Consider the following 18,084-nt stretch of genomic DNA (forward strand, 5'->3'; position numbering starts at 1 on the left):
TACCTTCTAGCGTCTGCGATTATCGCCCGTTGCGGCTGAGCCATTGCTCTGCCAGAACGCGCGCTTTTGAATCCACGTCGAATACAGTTTCCAGATCAGCGACCGGAACAACGGGTTCAAGATTCAAAACATCGTCGATCATACTCGCGATTTCCGGATAGCGGATGCGCCGATCAAGAAATGCAGCCACAGCTACTTCATTTGCCGCATTTAACATGGCTGGCGCACTGTTGCCAGCCTCGGCAGCTTGCCGCGCCAGACGCAGACACGGGAAGCGCTGCTCGTCAGGGGCCTGGAAATCCAGACGCGCGATACTGAACAGGTCCAGCGGCGCAACGCCCGAATCGATACGTTGTGGCCAGGCCAGCGCATGAGCGATCGGCGTACGCATGTCCGGGTTGCCCAACTGAGCGAGTACCGACCCGTCTACGTAGTCGACCATAGAGTGAATAACGCTCTGCGGATGAATAACCACTTCAACCTGTTCAGGTCTGGCATCAAAGAGCCAACACGCCTCAATAAGCTCAAGCCCCTTGTTCATCATGCTGGCTGAGTCGACCGAGATCTTGCGCCCCATCGACCAATTGGGATGGGCACAGGCTTGTTCAGGGGACACATTGTGCAACTCGCTTAGCGGCGTCTCGCGGAACGGACCACCGGACGCGGTCAACAAAATGCGCCGTACACCAACCGGCCCCAGGCCTCGGGCGTAATCAAGCGGCAAGCACTGGAAAATCGCATTGTGCTCACTATCAATAGGCAGAAGAGCAGAACCACTTTGACGAACGGCTTGCATGAACAAGGCGCCGGACATGACCAGCGCTTCCTTGTTCGCCAGCAAGATTTTCTTGCCTGCCTCGACAGCCGCCAACGTAGGCCGCAGGCCGGCAGCACCGACAATCGCGGCCAGCACGGTATCGACCTGAGGGTGAGCGGCAACTTCACAAAGACCGCCCTCCCCCACCAGCACTCGAGTATCGAGACCAGCGGCAGCCAGATCATCCTGCAACTTGCGCGCAGACTCCTGAGTCGGCAGCACAGCGAAGCGAGGGGTGTGCCTGATACACAACGCCAACAACTCGCTCTGGCGAGTAAAGCCAGTCAGAGCAAAAACCTGATAGAGATCAGGATGACGAGCAATGACGTCAAGAGTACTCAGGCCAACCGAGCCGGTAGCGCCTAAAACGGTAACCAGTTGAGGACGACTCACAGCACGCCCCAATCAGCAGCAGCCCAAAGCAAAACGGCAAAAACCGGAATAGCGGCAGTCAGACTATCGATGCGATCAAGGACACCGCCATGACCGGGCAACAGATTACTACTGTCCTTGATGCCGGACTGGCGCTTGAACATGCTTTCAGTCAAATCCCCTATCACGGAGATGAACACAACAATTGCGGCGCCCAACAAGCCGAACAGGAATTGTGACGCGGACCACTCACGAACAATCCCGACCACGACGGTGATCAGAAGGCAGCCCAGCAAACCACCGTACACACCCTCCCAGCTTTTGCCGGGACTGACTTTAGGGGCCAGCTTGCGCTTGCCAAAAGCCTTACCGGAGAAGTACGCACCAATATCTGCGCCCCAGACCAGAACCATTACCGAGAGAATCAACCAGTTACCCAACGGAGCCTGCTTGATCAGCACCAGCCCTTGCCAGGCTGGGAGCAAAATCAACAAACCAATGGCCAGCTTGCAGATTGCGCTGGACCAGTGTCGACTGGACTCTGGATAAGTCAGCACTAGCCAGGTCGCTACCGCCCACCAGATAACCGCCGCAACCAGAATCCACGGCGCAAGCCCCGGCATCAGGTACAACAGGAACAACAGCGCGGCAACCATCACCGCATAAGCGACACGCGCCGACTGAGCGGGGAACCCGGCAAGACGCGCCCACTCCCAGGCTCCCAGGGTGACTACTACGCCGATGAACAGAGCGAAGCTGGCCCCGGACAGCAGAAAGAAACCGCAAAGTGCGATCGGTAGCAGAATGAGTGCCGTGATGATCCGTTGTTTCAACATTAAACCCGGGCTCCAGCTTCGATCTGCTCACTCGTTTTACCGAAGCGACGCTGACGCGAAGCGAAATCGGCCAGCGCAGCGCGCATGGCATCGTGTTTGAAGTCCGGCCAGAACAGGTCGGAGAAGTACAGCTCGGCATAAGCCAGCTGCCAAAGCAGGAAGTTACTGATGCGGTGCTCGCCACCCGTGCGAATGCACAGATCCGGCAACGGCAGGTCGCCGGTCGCCAGACAGGTCTGCAGTAACTCAGGCGTAATGTCGTCCGGACGCAAATGCCCGGCTTGAACTTCACGCGCGAGTCGCTGGGCAGCCTGCGCGATGTCCCACTGACCGCCGTAGTTGGCAGCAATCTGCAAGACGAAGCGATCATTGCCAGCGGTACGGCTTTCAGCTTCTCGCATGGCTGTCTGAAGCTCGGGATGGAAACGAGATCGGTCGCCGATAATGCGCAGACTGATCTCGTTCTCGTTCAGGCGCTTGGTTTCACGCCGCAGCGCCGTGAAAAAAAGCTCCATCAACGCTCCAACCTCCTCGGCTGGCCGCTGCCAGTTTTCACTGGAGAATGCGAACAGCGTGAGCACCTCGACCTTGGCCTCGGCGCACACTTCAATAACCGCCCGAACTGCATCGACACCCGCTTTATGCCCTGCGACACCAGGCAACAGGCGCTTTTTCGCCCAGCGGTTATTACCATCCATGATGATCGCGACATGACGCGGCACCGATGACGGCGCGGTCGATTTTGTCTTTTCCATGAAAGCGCCCCGAACCTTATACGGCCATCAGGTCTGCTTCTTTTGCCTTGGTGGCCGAATCGATGTCAGCCTCTGCCTTGTCGGTCAGTTTCTGGATATCGGCAGCAGCACGACGCTCTTCGTCTTCGCTGATTTCCTTGTCCTTGACCAGTTTCTTCAAGTCACCCAACGCATCGCGGCGAATGTTGCGCACAGCAACACGAGCATCTTCAGCGGCACTGCGCGCCTGCTTGGTGAAGCCCTTCCGGGTTTCTTCGGTCAAGGCTGGCATGGAGATCAGCAACAGCTCACCGAGGTTGGTCGGATTAAGGTTCAGACCAGCGCTCTGGATCGCCTTATCGACAGCAGCCAGCATATTGCGCTCGAAAGCTACGACCTGCAGGGTGCGCGAGTCTTTTACCGTAACGTTGGCAACACCGCTCAAAGGCGTATCAGCGCCGTAGTAAGGCACCATTACGCTGCCCAGAATGCTCGGGTGAGCCTTGCCAGTACGAATCTGACCAAATGCATGGTTCAGGGATTCGAGTGATTTCTGCATGCGCTCTTGAGCGTCTTTTTTGATTTCGTTGATCATTGTGCGCCTTCCTCGATCAGGGTTCCTTCAGCGCCGCCATGCACGATATTCAGCAGGGCGCCGGGCTTGTTCATATTAAAAACACGGAGTGGCATCTTGTGATCGCGGCACAGACAGATTGCCGTCAGATCCATTACGCCCAGCTTGCGATCCAGAACTTCATCGTAAGTCAGATGATCGAACTTCTCTGCATGCGGGTCTTTGAACGGGTCTGCGGTGTACACACCGTCGACCTTGGTTGCCTTCAGGACAACATCGGCATCAATTTCGATTGCTCGCAAGCAAGCGGCCGAGTCGGTTGTGAAGAATGGATTGCCAGTACCAGCCGCGAAAATCACGACTTCTTTGGAATTCAGGTGACGCATCGCTTTACGGCGATCGTAGTGATCCGTCACACCCACCATGGAAATGGCAGACATAACGATGGCAGAGATGTTGGCACGCTCCAGAGCATCGCGCATTGCCAAGGCGTTCATCACAGTGGCCAGCATGCCCATGTGATCACCCGTGACACGATCCATACCGGCAGCACTCAATGCTGCGCCACGGAACAGGTTGCCACCACCAATCACCAAACCGACCTGGACGCCTATGCCAACCAGTTGGCCGACTTCCAGCGCCATGCGATCCAGCACCTTTGGATCGATTCCGAACTCTTCGGAGCCCATCAAGGCCTCGCCGCTAAGCTTGAGTAGAATGCGTTTATAGCGAGCCTGATAACCACTGCCCTGCTGAGCCATTGCGAATCTCTCCTGCGGCGTTTTCTGAAAAAAAATCTGTGCGGGCACTTTAAGCCTGCGCTTACTCTAGCTTGACGCTGCGACAGCGTCAGAAGAATGCAGCCTTGTAAGCCACTTCTCCAAGGAAAACAATTAGCTTTTCCTTTTTGACAAAGAGGCTGCGCGCGTAAGCGGGCAGCCTCTTGGGTACGACAGTCGGTGAACCGTCTTACTTCTTGCTTGCAGCTACTTGCGCAGCGACTTCTTCAGCGAAGTTGTCGACTGGCTTATCGATGCCTTCGCCCACTTTGAAGTAGGTGAAGGAAACGATTTCAGCACCGGCTTTCTTGGCCAGCTCGCCGACCTTGATTTCCGGGTTCTTGACGAAAGCTTGCTCAACAAGGCTGGCTTCAGCCAGGAACTTGGTGATACGACCGGCAACCATTTTCTCAACGATTTCGGCTGGCTTGCCCTTGATCTTGTCTTCGTTCAGTTGCAGGAAGACGCCCTTCTCACGCTCGATCGCTTCGGCAGAGACTTCCGAAGGCAGCAGGAATTCAGGGTTGCTTGCAGCTACGTGCATAGCGATATCTTTGGCCAGCTCAGCGTCGCCGCCTTTCAGGACAACGACAACACCAATCTTGTTGCCGTGCAGGTAAGCGTTGACCACGTCACCTTCGATGCTCGCCAGACGACGGATGTTCACGTTCTCGCCAACTTTGGCAACCAGAGCAGTACGCTCGACTTCCTGAGCTTCGATCAGCGGAGCTGCGTCGGTCAGTTTGTCTGCGAATGCTTTTTCCAGGCTGCTGGTGACGAAGTTCTTGAAATCGTCTTGCAGGGCCAGGAAGTCAGTCTGAGAGTTGACTTCGATGATGGTAGCGCGCTTGCCATCTTCAGCAACTTTAACAGCGATAGCGCCTTCAGCAGCCACGTTGCCTGCTTTCTTGGCAGCCTTGATGGCGCCCGAAGCACGCATGTCATCAATGGCTTTTTCGATGTCGCCGCCAGCCTTGGTCAAGGCCTTTTTGCAATCCATCATGCCTTCGCCGGTACGCTCGCGCAGTTCTTTAACCAACGCTGCAGTAATCTCTGCCATTTCAAAATCCTCTTGGATAGGTCTTAAACCATTCCACCCGCATTAACGGGCGTTCGAATTCTTGAAAACGCATGGTGACAGCCGTAAATGACAACAACGTCATGACAACGCCAACACATGGTTCTCGAGGTGGCAAAAAGGGGGCCAAGCCCCCTTTTTGCGTACTGAGTAAACGCTAGGCGTTAACTACTCAGCCTTCAACTGCAGCTGCTGGAGCTTCTTCGACGAAAACGTCGGTGCCGCCAGCAACATTGTTGCGACCACGGATTACAGCGTCAGCCATCGAACCCATGTACAGCTGGATAGCGCGGATTGCGTCATCGTTGCCTGGGATGATGTAGTCAACGCCTTCCGGGCTGCTGTTGGTATCGACTACGCCGATAACCGGGATACCCAGCTTGTTAGCTTCGGTGATCGCGATGCGCTCGTGATCAACGTCGATAACGAACAGTGCGTCTGGCAGACCGCCCATGTCCTTGATACCACCCAGGCTACGATCCAGCTTTTCCAGATCGCGAGTGCGCATCAGCGCCTCTTTCTTGGTCAGCTTGGCGAAAGTACCGTCTTCAGCCTGTACTTCAAGCTCACGCAGACGCTTGATGGACTGACGGATGGTTTTGAAGTTGGTCAGCATGCCGCCCAACCAGCGGTGATCGACGTACGGCGAACCGCAACGTGCTGCTTCTTCAGCAACGATCTTGCCAGCGGAACGCTTGGTGCCGACGAACAGAATCTTGTTTTTGCCCGAAGCCAGTTTTTCAACGAAAGTCAGAGCTTCGTTGAACATAGGCAGGGTTTTTTCAAGGTTGATAATGTGAATCTTGTTACGCGCGCCGAAAATGTATTTACCCATTTTCGGGTTCCAGTAACGGGTCTGGTGGCCGAAGTGCACACCGGCCTTCAGCATATCGCGCATGTTGACTTGGGACATGATAGTTCCTTGATAAGTCGGGTTAGGCCTCCACGTATCCCAATGACCAACCAGCGGCTTCGAGCCGAAGGCACCCAGGTCATCGTGTCGACACGTGTGTGGGTTAGTGCTTGCGGGGCTTACCCCGGAAAGCGGCGCATTTTATACCATAGAAGTCCGGATAACGGAAACCCAATTACGTGCAGGTTGCACGATGCTTTACTGCCCCACTCATTAGCCCTGTGTAAGCACGAATAATGCGGAGGCGATTTTTTGCGTACATATCCATTACCGGGGTAACGGCTGATATTGGTTGCGCCCTTACGGCGCCTCACTTTCGGGCCCAAAAGTAAGCAAAAGGCTCTTGCCCCACCACTGGGTGCCTCGCTGTCGCTCGGCATACCCGTAATCCGACATTGCTGCGTGGGGCCGCCGCCACCGGCCATCCATGGCCTGAGGCGGCTAAACCGGCATCCCTGCCGGTTTGCCCCACACAGCAATATCGAATTCCGGCCGGCGTGGTTTAACGGGGCGCCTAAGATCAAAATCAAAATCAAAATCAAAAGCAGATCAAGAGCAGATCAAGAGCATCGGTTTCACCCCGGACCGGTAGGAGCGAACCTGTTCGCGAGACGTCGGCACAGTCAAAACAGGCATTGTCTAACACATCGCACGCAGCCTTCGGCAGCTCCCACAGATGCCCGGCAAACCCGCACAATCAGGTCGGCTGTCAGGCCGCCGCGCTTTTGATTTTGATCTGAGGCGCCCCGTTAAATCACGCCGGCCGAACGCAGATTCTGAACCGTGGGCAACCCGGCAGGACGCCGGGTTAGCCGCACCGGGCCATGGATGGCCCATTGCGGCGGCCCACGGTTCAGGATCTGCGGGCGGGTACACCGAGCGACAGCGAGGTGCCAAGTGATGGGGCAAGAGCGTTTTGCTTACTTTTGTCTGGGCCGGCTTCCGGATCTATCAAAAAAGAGGCGCCGTAAGGGCGCAACCAATACCAGCCGTGACGCAAGAACGGATATACACACAAAACTAAAAGCCCCAGCACCCTATATAAGGAAGCGACAATCACCCACCTGCAACGGTCTGCTAGAATCGCCGTTTTCCGTATTAGCCGCGCCCCCTGTGCGCCGAGAGAGTTCGTATGACAGTCACCATCAAAACCCCTGAAGACATCGAAAAAATGCGCATTGCCGGTCGCCTGGCTGCCGATGTCCTGGAAATGATCGGTGCTTACGTCAAGCCTGGCGTCACCACCGAAGAGCTGGACCGCATCTGCCACGACTACATCGTCAACGAGCAAAAAGCGATTCCGGCGCCGCTGAATTACAAGGGCTTCCCAAAGTCCATCTGCACCTCGATCAACCACGTTGTATGCCATGGCATCCCTAATGAGAAGCCGTTGAAGAACGGCGACGTGCTGAACATCGACGTCACCGTCATCAAGGACGGCTACCACGGCGACACGAGCAAGATGTTTCACGTGGGCAAAGTGCCTGAGTGGGCTGAGCGTCTGTCGAAAATCACTCAGGAGTGCCTATATAAAGGCATCGAAATTGTCCGGCCCGGCGCAACGCTGGGTGATATTGGCGAAGTGATTCAGAAACACGCAGAAAAGAACGGCTTCTCGGTGGTTCGTGAATATTGCGGACACGGCATCGGCAAGGTGTTCCACGAGGAACCGCAAGTAGTGCATTACGGTAAGGCCGGCGAAGGCATGGCACTGGTAGAAGGCATGACCTTCACCATCGAGCCGATGATCAACCAGGGCCGCGCCGAAACCCGCCTGCTGGGCGATGGCTGGACTGCGATCACCAAAGACCGCAAGTTGTCTGCGCAGTGGGAACATACCATTCTGGTCACTGCTGACGGTTATGAGATTTTCACCCTGCGCAGCGACGACACCATCGCTCGCACGTCAGCCTGATTAAAACGCTCGCTCGATCTAGATAAAAGGAAAGCAGTTCCATGCCGCAGGTGGATCCCGATTTGTTCGACCGTGGTCAGTTCCAGGCCGAACTGGCATTGAAAGCGAGTCCAATTGCCGCGTTCAAGAAAGCCATCCGCAACGCGCGGGAGGTGCTTGATGCGCGCTTCAAGTCAGGACGCGATATTCGTCGCCTGATTGAAGACCGCGCCTGGTTCGTGGACAACATCCTGCAACAGGCATGGGACCATTTCGACTGGAGCGAAGACGCCGACATCGCCCTGCTGGCCGTCGGCGGCTACGGCCGTGGCGAACTGCATCCTTATTCTGATATCGATCTGCTGATCCTGCTGGACAGTGCCGATCACGAGGTTTTCCGCGAGCCAATCGAACGCTTTCTGACCCTTCTCTGGGATATCGGTCTGGAAGTGGGTCAAAGCGTGCGTTCAGTTGATGAATGCGCCGAGGAAGGCCGCGCCGACCTGACCGTGATTACCAACCTGATGGAAAGCCGAACTATCGCAGGCCCTGAGCGCCTGCGTCAGCGCATGCTGGAAGTCACCAGCCCGAAACAGATGTGGCCCAGCAAAGAGTTTTTTCTGGCTAAGCGGGCTGAGCAGAAAACCCGGCACCACAAATACAACGACACCGAATACAACCTTGAGCCTAACGTCAAAGGCTCACCCGGTGGCCTGCGCGACATCCAGACCATTCTCTGGGTCGCCCGGCGCCAGTACGGCACGCTGAATCTGCATGCGCTGGCGGGCGAAGGCTTTTTGCTGGAAAGCGAAAACAACCTGCTGGCCTCCTCCCAGGATTTTCTCTGGAAAGTGCGTTACGCCTTGCACATGCTGGCTGGCCGCTCTGAAGATCGCTTGCTGTTCGACCACCAGAGCAGCATCGCCAACCTGCTGGGCTATCAGGACAGCGACGCCAAGCTGGCCATCGAGCGCTTCATGCAGAAGTACTACCGTGTAGTCATGAGCATTGCCCAACTCAGCGACCTGATCATCCAGCATTTCGAGGAGGTCATCCTGACCGACGACGAAGGCGCAATCACTCAGCCGCTGAATTCGCGCTTCCAGGTGCATGACGGTTATATCGAGGCGACCAACGCCAACGTCTTCAAACGCACGCCGTTCGCCATGATCGAGATTTTCGTATTGATGGCGCAGCACCCGGAAATCAAGGGCGTGCGCGCCGACACCATTCGACTGCTGCGCGAACATCGGCATCTGATCAATGATGATTTCCGTAACGACATTCGCAACACCAGCCTGTTCATCGAGCTGTTCAAGTGTGAGCTAGGCATTCATCGAAATCTGCGCCGCATGAACCGTTACGGCATTCTCGGCCTCTATTTGCCGGAGTTTGGCCATATTGTCGGGCAGATGCAGCATGACCTGTTCCACATCTATACGGTCGATGCGCATACGCTGAATCTGATCAAGCACCTGCGCAAGCTTCAGTACACTCAGGTTTCTGAGAAATTCCCGCTGGCCAGCAAGGTCATGGGCAGACTTCCAAAGCCAGAGCTGATTTATCTGGCGGGCCTTTACCACGACATCGGCAAGGGCCGTGGCGGCGACCACTCGGAGCTCGGCGCGGTCGATGCCGAAGCCTTTGGTATCCGTCATCAATTGCCGGCCTGGGATACGCGCCTGATCGTCTGGCTGGTCAGCCATCACTTGGTGATGTCCACGACGGCTCAGCGCAAGGACTTGTCCGATCCGCAGGTAATCCACGACTTTGCCCAGTTCGTCGGCGACGAAGTCCACCTCGATTACCTCTACGTGCTGACAGTGGCCGATATCAACGCAACGAACCCGACACTCTGGAATTCGTGGCGCGCCAGCCTGTTGCGTCAGCTTTATACCGAAACCAAGCGCGCCCTGAAGCGCGGTCTGGAAAACCCGGTAGACCGTGAAGAACAGATACGACGTACGCAAATTGCCGCGCTGGACATACTCGTTCGCAACGGCACTGACCCGGACGACGTGGAACAACTCTGGTCCCAACTGGGCGACGACTACTTCCTGCGTCATACCGCCGGGGACGTTGCCTGGCATAGCGATGCGATCCTGCAGCAACCGACTGATGGCGGCCCGCTGGTTTTGATCAAGGAAACCACCCAGCGTGAATTTGAAGGCGGCACGCAGATATTTATCTACGCCCCTGATCAACATGACTTCTTCGCCGTAACCGTAGCGGCAATGGACCAGTTGAACCTGAACATTCATGACGCGCGAGTCATCACCTCAAGCAGCAGGTTCACCCTCGACACCTACATCGTGCTCGACAACGATGGCGGCTCGATTGGCGATAATCCAGTGCGCATCAAGGAAATTCGCGACGGTCTGACCGACGCTTTGAGAAATCCGGACGACTACCCGACAATCATCAAGCGTCGTGTACCGCGCCAACTCAAGCATTTTGCCTTCCCGCCGCAGGTCACGATCCACAACGACGCTCAGCGCCCGGTGACTATCCTGGAGCTGTCAGCGCCGGATCGCCCAGGCCTGCTGGCACGGATCGGCAAGATCTTTCTGGAGTTCGACCTGTCACTGCAAAACGCCAAGATCGCCACGCTGGGCGAGCGAGTGGAAGACGTATTCTTCATCACCGACGCCAACAACCAGCCGTTGTCCGATCCGCAGCTGTGCAGCCAGTTGCAGGACGCCATCGTCGAGCAACTGAACGTTAATCACGAACCCGGCGAATTGCGCATCAGCATCTGATCGAACCCGACGCTGTTCACTGAATCGACTTACGGCGCTCACCGACTCGAGCGCCCTGCTTCTGGAAGCCAGCCCCATGAATAACGCGATGCAATTGCTTCAGCCCTACCCTTTCGAGAAGCTTCGTGCGTTGCTCGGCAGCGTGACGCCGAATCCCGACAAGCGCCCGGTTGCGCTGTCCATTGGCGAACCCAAGCATCGCTCGCCGGACTTCGTCGCTAAAGCGATGACTGACAACCTGGACCAAATGGCCGTCTATCCAACGACGCTGGGCATCCCGGCCCTGCGCGAAGCCATCAGCGGCTGGTGTGAGCGTCGTTTTGGTGTACCGGCCGGTTGGCTGGACCCTGCGCGTAACGTGCTACCGGTCAATGGCACCCGCGAAGCGTTGTTCGCCTTCACCCAGACCGTAGTCAACCGTGGCGATGACGCTCTTGTGGTCAGCCCGAATCCGTTTTATCAAATCTATGAAGGCGCAGCGTTTCTGGCCGGTGCCAAACCGCACTACTTGCCGTGCCTGGCTGAAAACGGTTTCAACCCGGACTTTGACGCGGTGTCTGCCGATATCTGGAAGCGCTGCCAGATTCTGTTCCTGTGCTCTCCGGGCAACCCGACCGGCGCACTGATCCCGGTCGAAACCCTGAAAAAGCTGATTGCACTGGCTGACGAACACGACTTCGTGATCGCCGCTGACGAGTGCTACAGCGAACTGTACTTCGACGAACAAACACCACCTGCCGGCCTGCTCAGCGCTTGTGTTGAACTGGGTCGTCAGGATTTCAAACGTTGTGTGGTCTTCCATAGCCTGTCCAAGCGCTCGAACCTGCCGGGGCTGCGCTCCGGCTTCGTGGCGGGCGATGCAGATATCCTCAAAGCTTTCCTGCTTTATCGCACCTACCACGGCTGTGCAATGCCAGTACAAACTCAACTGGCCAGCATTGCTGCGTGGAATGATGAAGAACACGTGCGCGCCAACCGTGACCTTTACCGCGAGAAATTCGATGCAGTTCTGGAGATTCTTGCGCCGGTGATGGACGTACAGCGTCCCGATGGCGGCTTCTACCTGTGGCCAAGCGTCGGCGGCGACGACGCAGAATTCTGTCGAGACCTGTTCGTTGATCAACATGTGACCGTGGTGCCGGGCTCTTATCTATCCCGCGAAGTGGACGGTTTTAACCCGGGTGCTGGACGCGTGCGCCTGGCACTGGTTGCGCCGTTGGCTGAATGCATTGAAGCCGCAGAGCGGATTCGCGACTTCATCAAAAAGTAATGCGTATACCCCACGGCATGCAATGTGCCGTGGGGTGCTGATCAACGAAGAAGAATACTTCCTGCTGCCGTCCAGATTTGCTTTTCGTCTATTTCACCACACCCAGATTTGCCTCGTTCAAGTCCAGCTGCGCAAGGATCTGGCGCAGCACATCGTCGCCGATCTGATGTTGACGGTGCAGGCGATACAGCTCCAGCCGCTGGGCACGCAAGGCGCTGACACGCATGCGCCGCTCGATCAGGTCCATCTGGAACGCTAGGGCCTGAGCCTCGGACGTGTCGTTGAAGACGTCCAGACGGTGACGATACTCAGACATGACTCGCGCTTTCACTTCAGTCGCCAACGCGGCCTGCGCCGCATCCTGAGCACTGGCCCCACTACTGACCTCTTCATTTTCAAGCGCGTGAATTGCCGCCTGAGCAATGCGTTTCCATGCCTCACCCACTTCACGTTTCATGCGCAGGTCAGGCTCGCTGACCAGGCCACGCAACAGCAGAGGCAAGCAGATACAGGCTGCCACCAGGGATAGCAAAATCACTCCGGCAGCAATGAAAATCAGCAGATCACGCTCAGGGAAGGCGACACCGGCACTGATCAGCATCGGCACCGACAAGGTACCGGCAAGCGTTACCGCACCGCGAACGCCGCCTACGGTCAGAAGCAGCGAGGCGCGGGTCGATAACTCAAGCGTGCCTTCGCTGCGCCCTCGCCAGCGTCGAATCCGAATCAGCAAACGCCAGACGCTTTGCACCCAGATATAGCGCAGCACAACCAACACCAGAAAGATCGCCAACACGTCCAGACAGCGATACAGCAAGGCAGGCCAGACGGTGATTTCATCGTGAGTGACGGCACCGATAATATCCGGCAGTTGCAGCCCCAACAGCAGGAAGATCAGACCGTTGAAAGCGAACTCCAGTAAGGTCCAGACACTGCGATTGAGCAAGCGGGTACTGGTCTGGCGTGGCAGCAAATCGACCCAGCTTTGCATCATCCCTGCCGCCACTGCCGAGAGAATGCCAGAAGCCCCCAATTGCTCAGCCAGCACATAGGCCGCAAATGGCAGCAGTAACATGAACACCACATGAGTCGCAGGATCGTCCCAGCCACGCGTGATCATCCAGCTACGAAAACGGCCGACCAGCCAGCTCAAGGCAACGCCAACAGCGAGCCCGCCACAGGCCACCAGCACAAACGTCAGGCTCGCATCAGCCAGCGAGAACACTCCGGTGATCGCCGCCGCCAGTGCAAACTTGAACGTCACCAGGCCGGACGCATCGTTCATCAGCGCCTCGCCTTGCAGCATCCGCATGATGGGTGCCGGCAGACGATCCTGGGCAATGGCCGAGACGGCGACGGCGTCAGTGGGCGACAGCACGGCGGCCAGAGCGAAGGCCACTGGCAACGGGATACTGGGCAACAGCCAATGGATGAAGTAGCCCGCGCCGACAACAGTGAATACCACCAGCCCCACGGCCAGGGTCAGGATTGGCCCGCGATAACGCCACAAGTCGCGCTTGGGCATGCGCCAACCGTCGGAGAACAGCAGCGGCGGCAGGAACAGGAAGAGAAACAATTCCGGGTCCAGCGCCACATGCAACCCCAGCGTCGGCCACGCCAACAAGGCTCCCGCAGCGATCTGAACCAGAGGCAACGGCAACGGGATGACACGGGCCAATAACCGCGAGACGCCGACCAGCGTCAGCAGAATAAGCACCGTGTAAGCGGTTTGCATTGCAAGATTTCCTTAAACCGTGGCGAACTGTATTCACGAGACTTTTTAGGAGCGCATGAGCACTCACAGGTTCAGTGCTTGCTACGCGACACCGAAGTGCCATATTAGCGGTTTAAGCTATGGACCCGCCGTCACCCATGGGTATGACTACGGCAAAAAATCGCGCTGACACATATAAAGACGTCAGCAGTGCACGCCCAGCCCGCCTGTCCATGGCATAATCCGTCACCGTTTTTCAACCGTCTCAAAGGGGGCAAGCTCGTGGCTGATGAAATCAACAAGTTGCACCTGTATGGGATCAAAGCGTGCGACACAATGAAAAAGGCTCGCACCTGGCTCGATGAAAAGCCGGTGAGCTACGACTTTCACGACTATAAAACCCAAGGCATCGATCGCGAACATCTGACCCAGTGGTGCAACGAGCACGGCTGGCAAACAGTGCTGAATCGTGCCGGCACTACCTTTCGCAAACTGGACGAGGCGCAGAAAGCCGACCTCGATCAGGATAAAGCGATCGAACTGATGCTCGCTCAACCGTCGATGATCAAGCGCCCGGTGCTCGATCTTGGCGACAGAACCCTGATTGGCTTCAAACCAGACCTGTATGCAGCGGCTATCGCCTGACTGAGATAGCCCTTTAAATTAGTAAGAGGTATTTGCATGTCCACTTCCCTGTTCAGCCTGGCCTTCGGTGTCGGCACTCAAAACCGTCAAGGCGCATGGCTGGAAGTTTTCTACGCCCAGCCGCTGATCAACCCGTCCGCCGAACTGATCGCGGCTGTTGCGCCTGTACTGGGTTACACCGGTGGCAACCAGGCCATTACCTTCAACACCGATCAGGCGTCGAAGCTGGCCGAAGCCCTCAAGTCCGTTGACGCTGGTCAGGCTGCCTTGCTGACCCGTCTGGCCGAAAGCCACAAGCCTCTGGTCGCGACCCTGCTCGCCGAAGATGCTGCGCTGACGTCCACCCCTGAGGCGTACCTCAAGCTGCATCTGCTCTCCCACCGTCTGGTCAAGCCGCATGGCCTGAGCCTGGCCGGGATCTTCCCGTTGCTGCCAAACGTCGCGTGGACCAGCCAGGGCGCCATTGACCTGACCGAATTGGCCCCGCGCCAACTGGAAGCACGCCTCAAAGGTGAGCTGCTGGAAGTATTCTCCGTCGACAAATTCCCGAAAATGACCGACTACGTCGTACCGACCGGCGTGCGTATCGCTGACAGCGCGCGTATCCGTCTGGGCGCTTACATCGGCGAAGGCACCACCGTCATGCACGAAGGTTTCGTCAACTTCAACGCTGGCACCGAAGGCCCGGGCATGATCGAAGGTCGTGTTTCTGCAGGCGTATTCGTCGGCAAGGGTTCTGATCTGGGCGGCGGTTGCTCCACCATGGGCACCCTGTCCGGTGGCGGCAACATCGTCATCAAGGTCGGCGAAGGCTGCCTGATCGGTGCCAACGCCGGTATCGGCATCCCGTTGGGCGACCGCAACACCGTGGAGTCGGGTCTGTACGTGACCGCTGGCACCAAGGTTGCGCTGCTCGACGACCAGAACAAACTGGTCAAAATCGTCAAAGCCCGTGATCTGGCCGGTCAGCCTGACCTGCTGTTCCGTCGCAACTCGGAAACCGGCGCTGTGGAATGCAAAACCCACAAGTCGGCCATCGAGCTGAACGAAGCGCTGCACGCTCACAACTGATCGATGCTGCATCAGGTCCGACCTCCGCGTCGGGCCTGACTCACCGAGTCAAAGTACATGCCCCTTTCTTCTCAATGGCGCGCTGACTTTCCAGCCATCGACGCCCTGCAACGGCAAGGCCAGACTTATCTGGACAACGCCGCGACCACCCAGAAACCTCAAGCCCTGCTCGACGCCCTGAACCACTACTACGCCAACGGCGCAGCGAATGTGCATCGTGCCCAGCATCTGCCGGGTGCGCATGCGACTCAGACGTTCGAGGACAGCCGCAGCAAGGTCGCTCATTGGCTCAATGCCAGTGAGACAGGTCAGATCATTTTCACCCACGGTGCCACTTCTGCCTTGAACCTGCTGGCCTATGGCCTTGAGCATGAGTTCGTGGCGGGTGATGAAGTCGCCATCAGCGCGCTGGAACATCACGCCAACCTGTTGCCCTGGCAGCAATTGGCTCAACGTCGCAACCTCAAGCTGGTCGTTCTGCCGCTCAATGAACAGGGGCTGATCGACCTGAACGCCGCTGCGCAACTGATCAGCGACCGTACCCGACTGCTGGCCGTCAGCCAATTGTCGAACGTGCTGGGTGCCTGGCAGCCCCTGCCGGAATTACTCGCACTGGCCAAGGCCCAAGGCGCACTGACGGTTGTCGATGGCGCTCAAGGTGTGGTCCACGGTCGACATGACGTGCAGGCACTGGGTTGCGACTTCTACGTATTTTCCAGCCACAAACTGTACGGCCCCGAAGGCGTCGGCATTCTGTATGGCCGCAATGACGTGCTGCCGCGCCTGCAACACTGGCAGTTCGGCGGCGAGATGGTCCTGACCACTGATTACGACCATGCGAAATTCCGCCCGGCACCGCTCGGCTTCGAGGCCGGGACGCCACCGATTGCCGGTGTGATCGGCCTTGGCGCGACGCTGGATTACTTGCAGAGCCTCGATCACCGGGCAGTGCTGGAGCATGAAGCAGGTCTGCACGCCATGCTGCTTGAGGGGTTGCGTCAGCGGGACGGAGTTCGGGTACTGGGCGAGCCGCAACTGGCGCTGGTCAGCTTTGTCGTGGACGGCGTACACAACGCAGACCTCGCGCATCTGCTCACTGAACAGGGCATCGCCGTGCGTGCAGGTCATCACTGCGCCATGCCGTTGCTGAAAAGCCTTGGCCTGTCGGGTGCGATTCGGGTGTCCCTGGCGCTGTACAACGACTCCAGTGACTTGCAGCACTTTTTCAACGCACTGGATCAAGCGTTGGAATTATTGCAATGACTTTGCCCGTCGACGCACAAACCGCACTGGACACTTTCGCTCAACCTCAAGGCTGGGAACAGCGCGCGCGATTGCTCATGCAGTGGGGCGAGCGGTTACCGGCTCTGGCTGACGAAGAGAAGTCCGAAGAGCACCTCGTTCACGGCTGTGAAAGCAAGGTCTGGCTGCTGGGTGAAATGACAGATGGCCACTGGCAATTTCGCGCTGCCAGTGATGCACGGATGATTCGTGGTCTGGTGGCGCTGTTGCTGGCTCGGGTCAATGGCCTGTCGGCGCAGGAACTCCAGCAAGTAGACCTGACCGACTGGTTCAACCAGCTCGGCTTGAGCCGTCAGCTATCCCCCTCACGCAGCAACGGCCTGAATGCCGTGCTGCAAAGGATGCGTCAGCTGACGGAAGCAGCAGGCTGAAGCGGCGGTACCGAAACCGGCTTGGCGCGCTCTGATGGGCGACGTACACCCGCAACAATCTTGTCCACGGCTTTGGTGGCCGCGACCATACCGAAGGTCGCTGTCACCATCATTACAGCGCCAAAACCACCGGCGCAGTCCAGCTTGACTCCATCTCCGACAAAACTCTTCTGCAGGCAGATGCTGCCGTCCGGCTTCGGATAACGCAGTTGCTCTGTAGAGAACACGCACGGCACGCTGTAATGGCGGTTCATGGTGCGCGAAAAACCGTAATCGCGGCGCAGGGTTGAGCGCACTTTTGAAGCCAGTGGATCGTTGAAGGTACGGTTCAAGTCGCAGACCTGAATCAACGTCGGATCAATCTGCCCGCCAGCACCGCCAGTGGTGATGATCTGGATCTTGCGACGCTTGCACCAGGCAATCAGCGCAGCCTTGGCGTTAACGGCATCAATGCAATCCAGCACGCAATCCAGATCCGGCGTGATGTACTCGGCCATCGTGTCGCGGGTCACGAAATCAGCCACGGCGTGCACAACGCAATCAGGATTAATCGCCCGCAGACGCTCAGCCATCACCTCAACTTTTGGGCGCCCAACGGTATTGTCCAGCGCATGCAACTGACGGTTGCTGTTGCTGACGCAGACGTCGTCCAGATCGAACAGGGAAATCTCGCCCACCCCAGAACGCACCATGGCTTCAGCCGCCCAGGAACCGACACCGCCGATACCGACCACAGCAACGTGGGCAGCCCGCAGCCGCTCCAGACCTTCGATGCCGTACAAACGGGCGATACCTGCAAAACGCGGATCTTCTGAACTCATGACCAATACCCCAAAAACCGGCGCGCATTATAGGGCTTTGGCTGAGTTAGGGCATCCTGAAGGTGGGTGATTGGTCAGAAAGTGTACTGAAGGGGCTGATGCGGTTTGAGGGACGATAACGATGCCGGCCCGAT

Annotated in this window: 16 protein-coding genes; 7 read left to right on the forward strand and 9 right to left on the reverse strand. The window is 57.3% G+C overall.

The annotated features are described in order from the left end of the window. Window positions 1–19: 19 nt before the first annotated feature. The 7 genes from ispC to rpsB all read right to left on the reverse strand — a co-directional run bounded on the left by ispC (window position 20) and on the right by rpsB (window position 6,103). Entirely contained in the window at window positions 20–1,210 is a 1,191-nt protein-coding gene (gene ispC, locus ABRP31_RS20380; RefSeq protein ID WP_349970303.1) for a 1-deoxy-D-xylulose-5-phosphate reductoisomerase, read from the reverse strand. Next, the gene (locus ABRP31_RS20385; RefSeq protein ID WP_349970304.1) at window positions 1,207–2,025 is read right to left on the reverse strand and encodes a phosphatidate cytidylyltransferase; all 819 of its coding nucleotides are present in this window, start codon (window positions 2,023–2,025) and stop codon (window positions 1,207–1,209) included. The genes ispC and ABRP31_RS20385 overlap by 4 nt, the downstream gene beginning before the upstream one ends. Next, window positions 2,025–2,780 carry a polyprenyl diphosphate synthase gene (uppS, locus tag ABRP31_RS20390; RefSeq protein ID WP_349970305.1) on the reverse strand — a complete coding sequence of 252 codons (756 nt, stop codon included), beginning with the start codon at window positions 2,778–2,780 and terminating at the stop codon, window positions 2,025–2,027. Before uppS ends, ABRP31_RS20385 begins: the two co-directional genes overlap by 1 nt. 16 nt (window positions 2,781–2,796) lie before the next feature. Beyond that, entirely contained in the window at window positions 2,797–3,354 is a 558-nt protein-coding gene (gene frr, locus ABRP31_RS20395; RefSeq protein ID WP_087273906.1) for a ribosome recycling factor, read from the reverse strand. Continuing rightward, window positions 3,351–4,094 carry a UMP kinase gene (gene pyrH / locus ABRP31_RS20400; RefSeq protein ID WP_032630773.1) on the reverse strand — a complete coding sequence of 248 codons (744 nt, stop codon included), beginning with the start codon at window positions 4,092–4,094 and terminating at the stop codon, window positions 3,351–3,353. The genes frr and pyrH overlap by 4 nt, the downstream gene beginning before the upstream one ends. Window positions 4,095–4,302: 208 nt before the next feature. After that, complete coding sequence (tsf, locus tag ABRP31_RS20405) at window positions 4,303–5,172, reverse strand: translation elongation factor Ts (RefSeq protein WP_087273904.1); 870 nt, start codon at window positions 5,170–5,172, stop codon at window positions 4,303–4,305. Between the two features lie 190 nt (window positions 5,173–5,362). Beyond that, the gene (gene rpsB, locus ABRP31_RS20410; protein ID WP_087273903.1) at window positions 5,363–6,103 is read right to left on the reverse strand and encodes a 30S ribosomal protein S2; all 741 of its coding nucleotides are present in this window, start codon (window positions 6,101–6,103) and stop codon (window positions 5,363–5,365) included. Window positions 6,104–7,235: 1,132 nt separating this feature from the next. Here rpsB and map point away from each other — a divergent pair. The 3 genes from map to dapC all read left to right on the forward strand — a co-directional run bounded on the left by map (window position 7,236) and on the right by dapC (window position 12,026). Beyond that, a complete protein-coding gene (gene map, locus ABRP31_RS20415) occupies window positions 7,236–8,018 on the forward strand; it encodes a type I methionyl aminopeptidase (protein ID WP_087274044.1) in 783 nt (260 codons plus the stop codon). A 41-nt stretch (window positions 8,019–8,059) separates the two neighbouring features. Then, entirely contained in the window at window positions 8,060–10,756 is a 2,697-nt protein-coding gene (locus ABRP31_RS20420; protein WP_349970306.1) for a [protein-PII] uridylyltransferase, read from the forward strand. Between the two features lie 76 nt (window positions 10,757–10,832). After that, the gene (gene dapC, locus ABRP31_RS20425; protein ID WP_349970307.1) at window positions 10,833–12,026 is read left to right on the forward strand and encodes a succinyldiaminopimelate transaminase; all 1,194 of its coding nucleotides are present in this window, start codon (window positions 10,833–10,835) and stop codon (window positions 12,024–12,026) included. 88 nt (window positions 12,027–12,114) lie between these two features. On the opposite strand, the gene ABRP31_RS20430 is transcribed toward dapC, so the two are convergent. Next, entirely contained in the window at window positions 12,115–13,761 is a 1,647-nt protein-coding gene (locus ABRP31_RS20430) for a Na+/H+ antiporter (protein WP_349970308.1), read from the reverse strand. Window positions 13,762–14,043: 282 nt separating this feature from the next. Between ABRP31_RS20430 and ABRP31_RS20435 the strand changes: the two genes are divergently transcribed. The 4 genes from ABRP31_RS20435 to ABRP31_RS20450 are packed head-to-tail and all read left to right on the forward strand — an operon-like array spanning window position 14,044 to window position 17,129. Beyond that, window positions 14,044–14,385, forward strand: a complete 342-nt coding sequence (locus ABRP31_RS20435; RefSeq protein ID WP_087274114.1) for an ArsC family reductase — start codon at window positions 14,044–14,046, stop codon at window positions 14,383–14,385. Window positions 14,386–14,421: 36 nt separating this feature from the next. After that, window positions 14,422–15,456, forward strand: a complete 1,035-nt coding sequence (gene dapD / locus ABRP31_RS20440; protein ID WP_087274050.1) for a 2,3,4,5-tetrahydropyridine-2,6-dicarboxylate N-succinyltransferase — start codon at window positions 14,422–14,424, stop codon at window positions 15,454–15,456. 57 nt (window positions 15,457–15,513) lie between these two features. Next, a complete protein-coding gene (locus ABRP31_RS20445; RefSeq protein WP_349970309.1) occupies window positions 15,514–16,719 on the forward strand; it encodes a cysteine desulfurase in 1,206 nt (401 codons plus the stop codon). Then, window positions 16,716–17,129, forward strand: a complete 414-nt coding sequence (locus ABRP31_RS20450; RefSeq protein WP_349970311.1) for a SufE family protein — start codon at window positions 16,716–16,718, stop codon at window positions 17,127–17,129. The genes ABRP31_RS20445 and ABRP31_RS20450 overlap by 4 nt, the downstream gene beginning before the upstream one ends. Here ABRP31_RS20450 and tcdA read toward each other — a convergent pair. Then, entirely contained in the window at window positions 17,105–17,950 is an 846-nt protein-coding gene (gene tcdA, locus ABRP31_RS20455) for a tRNA cyclic N6-threonylcarbamoyladenosine(37) synthase TcdA (RefSeq protein WP_349970312.1), read from the reverse strand. The genes ABRP31_RS20450 and tcdA overlap by 25 nt on opposite strands. Window positions 17,951–18,084: the final 134 nt, after the last annotated feature.

Source organism: Pseudomonas caspiana, from assembly GCF_040224095.2.
In the GTDB taxonomy this organism is placed as follows: Bacteria; Pseudomonadota; Gammaproteobacteria; order Pseudomonadales; family Pseudomonadaceae; genus Aquipseudomonas; species Aquipseudomonas caspiana.

Excerpts from the sequence above, each read along its gene's own strand:
- map (WP_087274044.1), top strand. The coding sequence starts at position 7,236 with ATGACAGTCACCATCAAAACCCCTGAAGACATCGAAAAAATGCGCATT.
- ABRP31_RS20420 (WP_349970306.1), top strand. The coding sequence starts at position 8,060 with ATGCCGCAGGTGGATCCCGATTTGTTCGACCGTGGTCAGTTCCAGGCC.
- dapD (WP_087274050.1), top strand. The coding sequence starts at position 14,422 with ATGTCCACTTCCCTGTTCAGCCTGGCCTTCGGTGTCGGCACTCAAAAC.
- rpsB (WP_087273903.1), bottom strand. The coding sequence starts at position 6,103 with ATGTCCCAAGTCAACATGCGCGATATGCTGAAGGCCGGTGTGCACTTC.
- ABRP31_RS20385 (WP_349970304.1), bottom strand. The coding sequence starts at position 2,025 with ATGTTGAAACAACGGATCATCACGGCACTCATTCTGCTACCGATCGCA.
- ABRP31_RS20450 (WP_349970311.1), top strand. The coding sequence starts at position 16,716 with ATGACTTTGCCCGTCGACGCACAAACCGCACTGGACACTTTCGCTCAA.
- tsf (WP_087273904.1), bottom strand. The coding sequence starts at position 5,172 with ATGGCAGAGATTACTGCAGCGTTGGTTAAAGAACTGCGCGAGCGTACC.
- frr (WP_087273906.1), bottom strand. The coding sequence starts at position 3,354 with ATGATCAACGAAATCAAAAAAGACGCTCAAGAGCGCATGCAGAAATCA.
- ABRP31_RS20430 (WP_349970308.1), bottom strand. The coding sequence starts at position 13,761 with ATGCAAACCGCTTACACGGTGCTTATTCTGCTGACGCTGGTCGGCGTC.
- ABRP31_RS20445 (WP_349970309.1), top strand. The coding sequence starts at position 15,514 with ATGCCCCTTTCTTCTCAATGGCGCGCTGACTTTCCAGCCATCGACGCC.
- dapC (WP_349970307.1), top strand. The coding sequence starts at position 10,833 with ATGAATAACGCGATGCAATTGCTTCAGCCCTACCCTTTCGAGAAGCTT.
- uppS (WP_349970305.1), bottom strand. The coding sequence starts at position 2,780 with ATGGAAAAGACAAAATCGACCGCGCCGTCATCGGTGCCGCGTCATGTC.
- tcdA (WP_349970312.1), bottom strand. The coding sequence starts at position 17,950 with ATGAGTTCAGAAGATCCGCGTTTTGCAGGTATCGCCCGTTTGTACGGC.
- pyrH (WP_032630773.1), bottom strand. The coding sequence starts at position 4,094 with ATGGCTCAGCAGGGCAGTGGTTATCAGGCTCGCTATAAACGCATTCTA.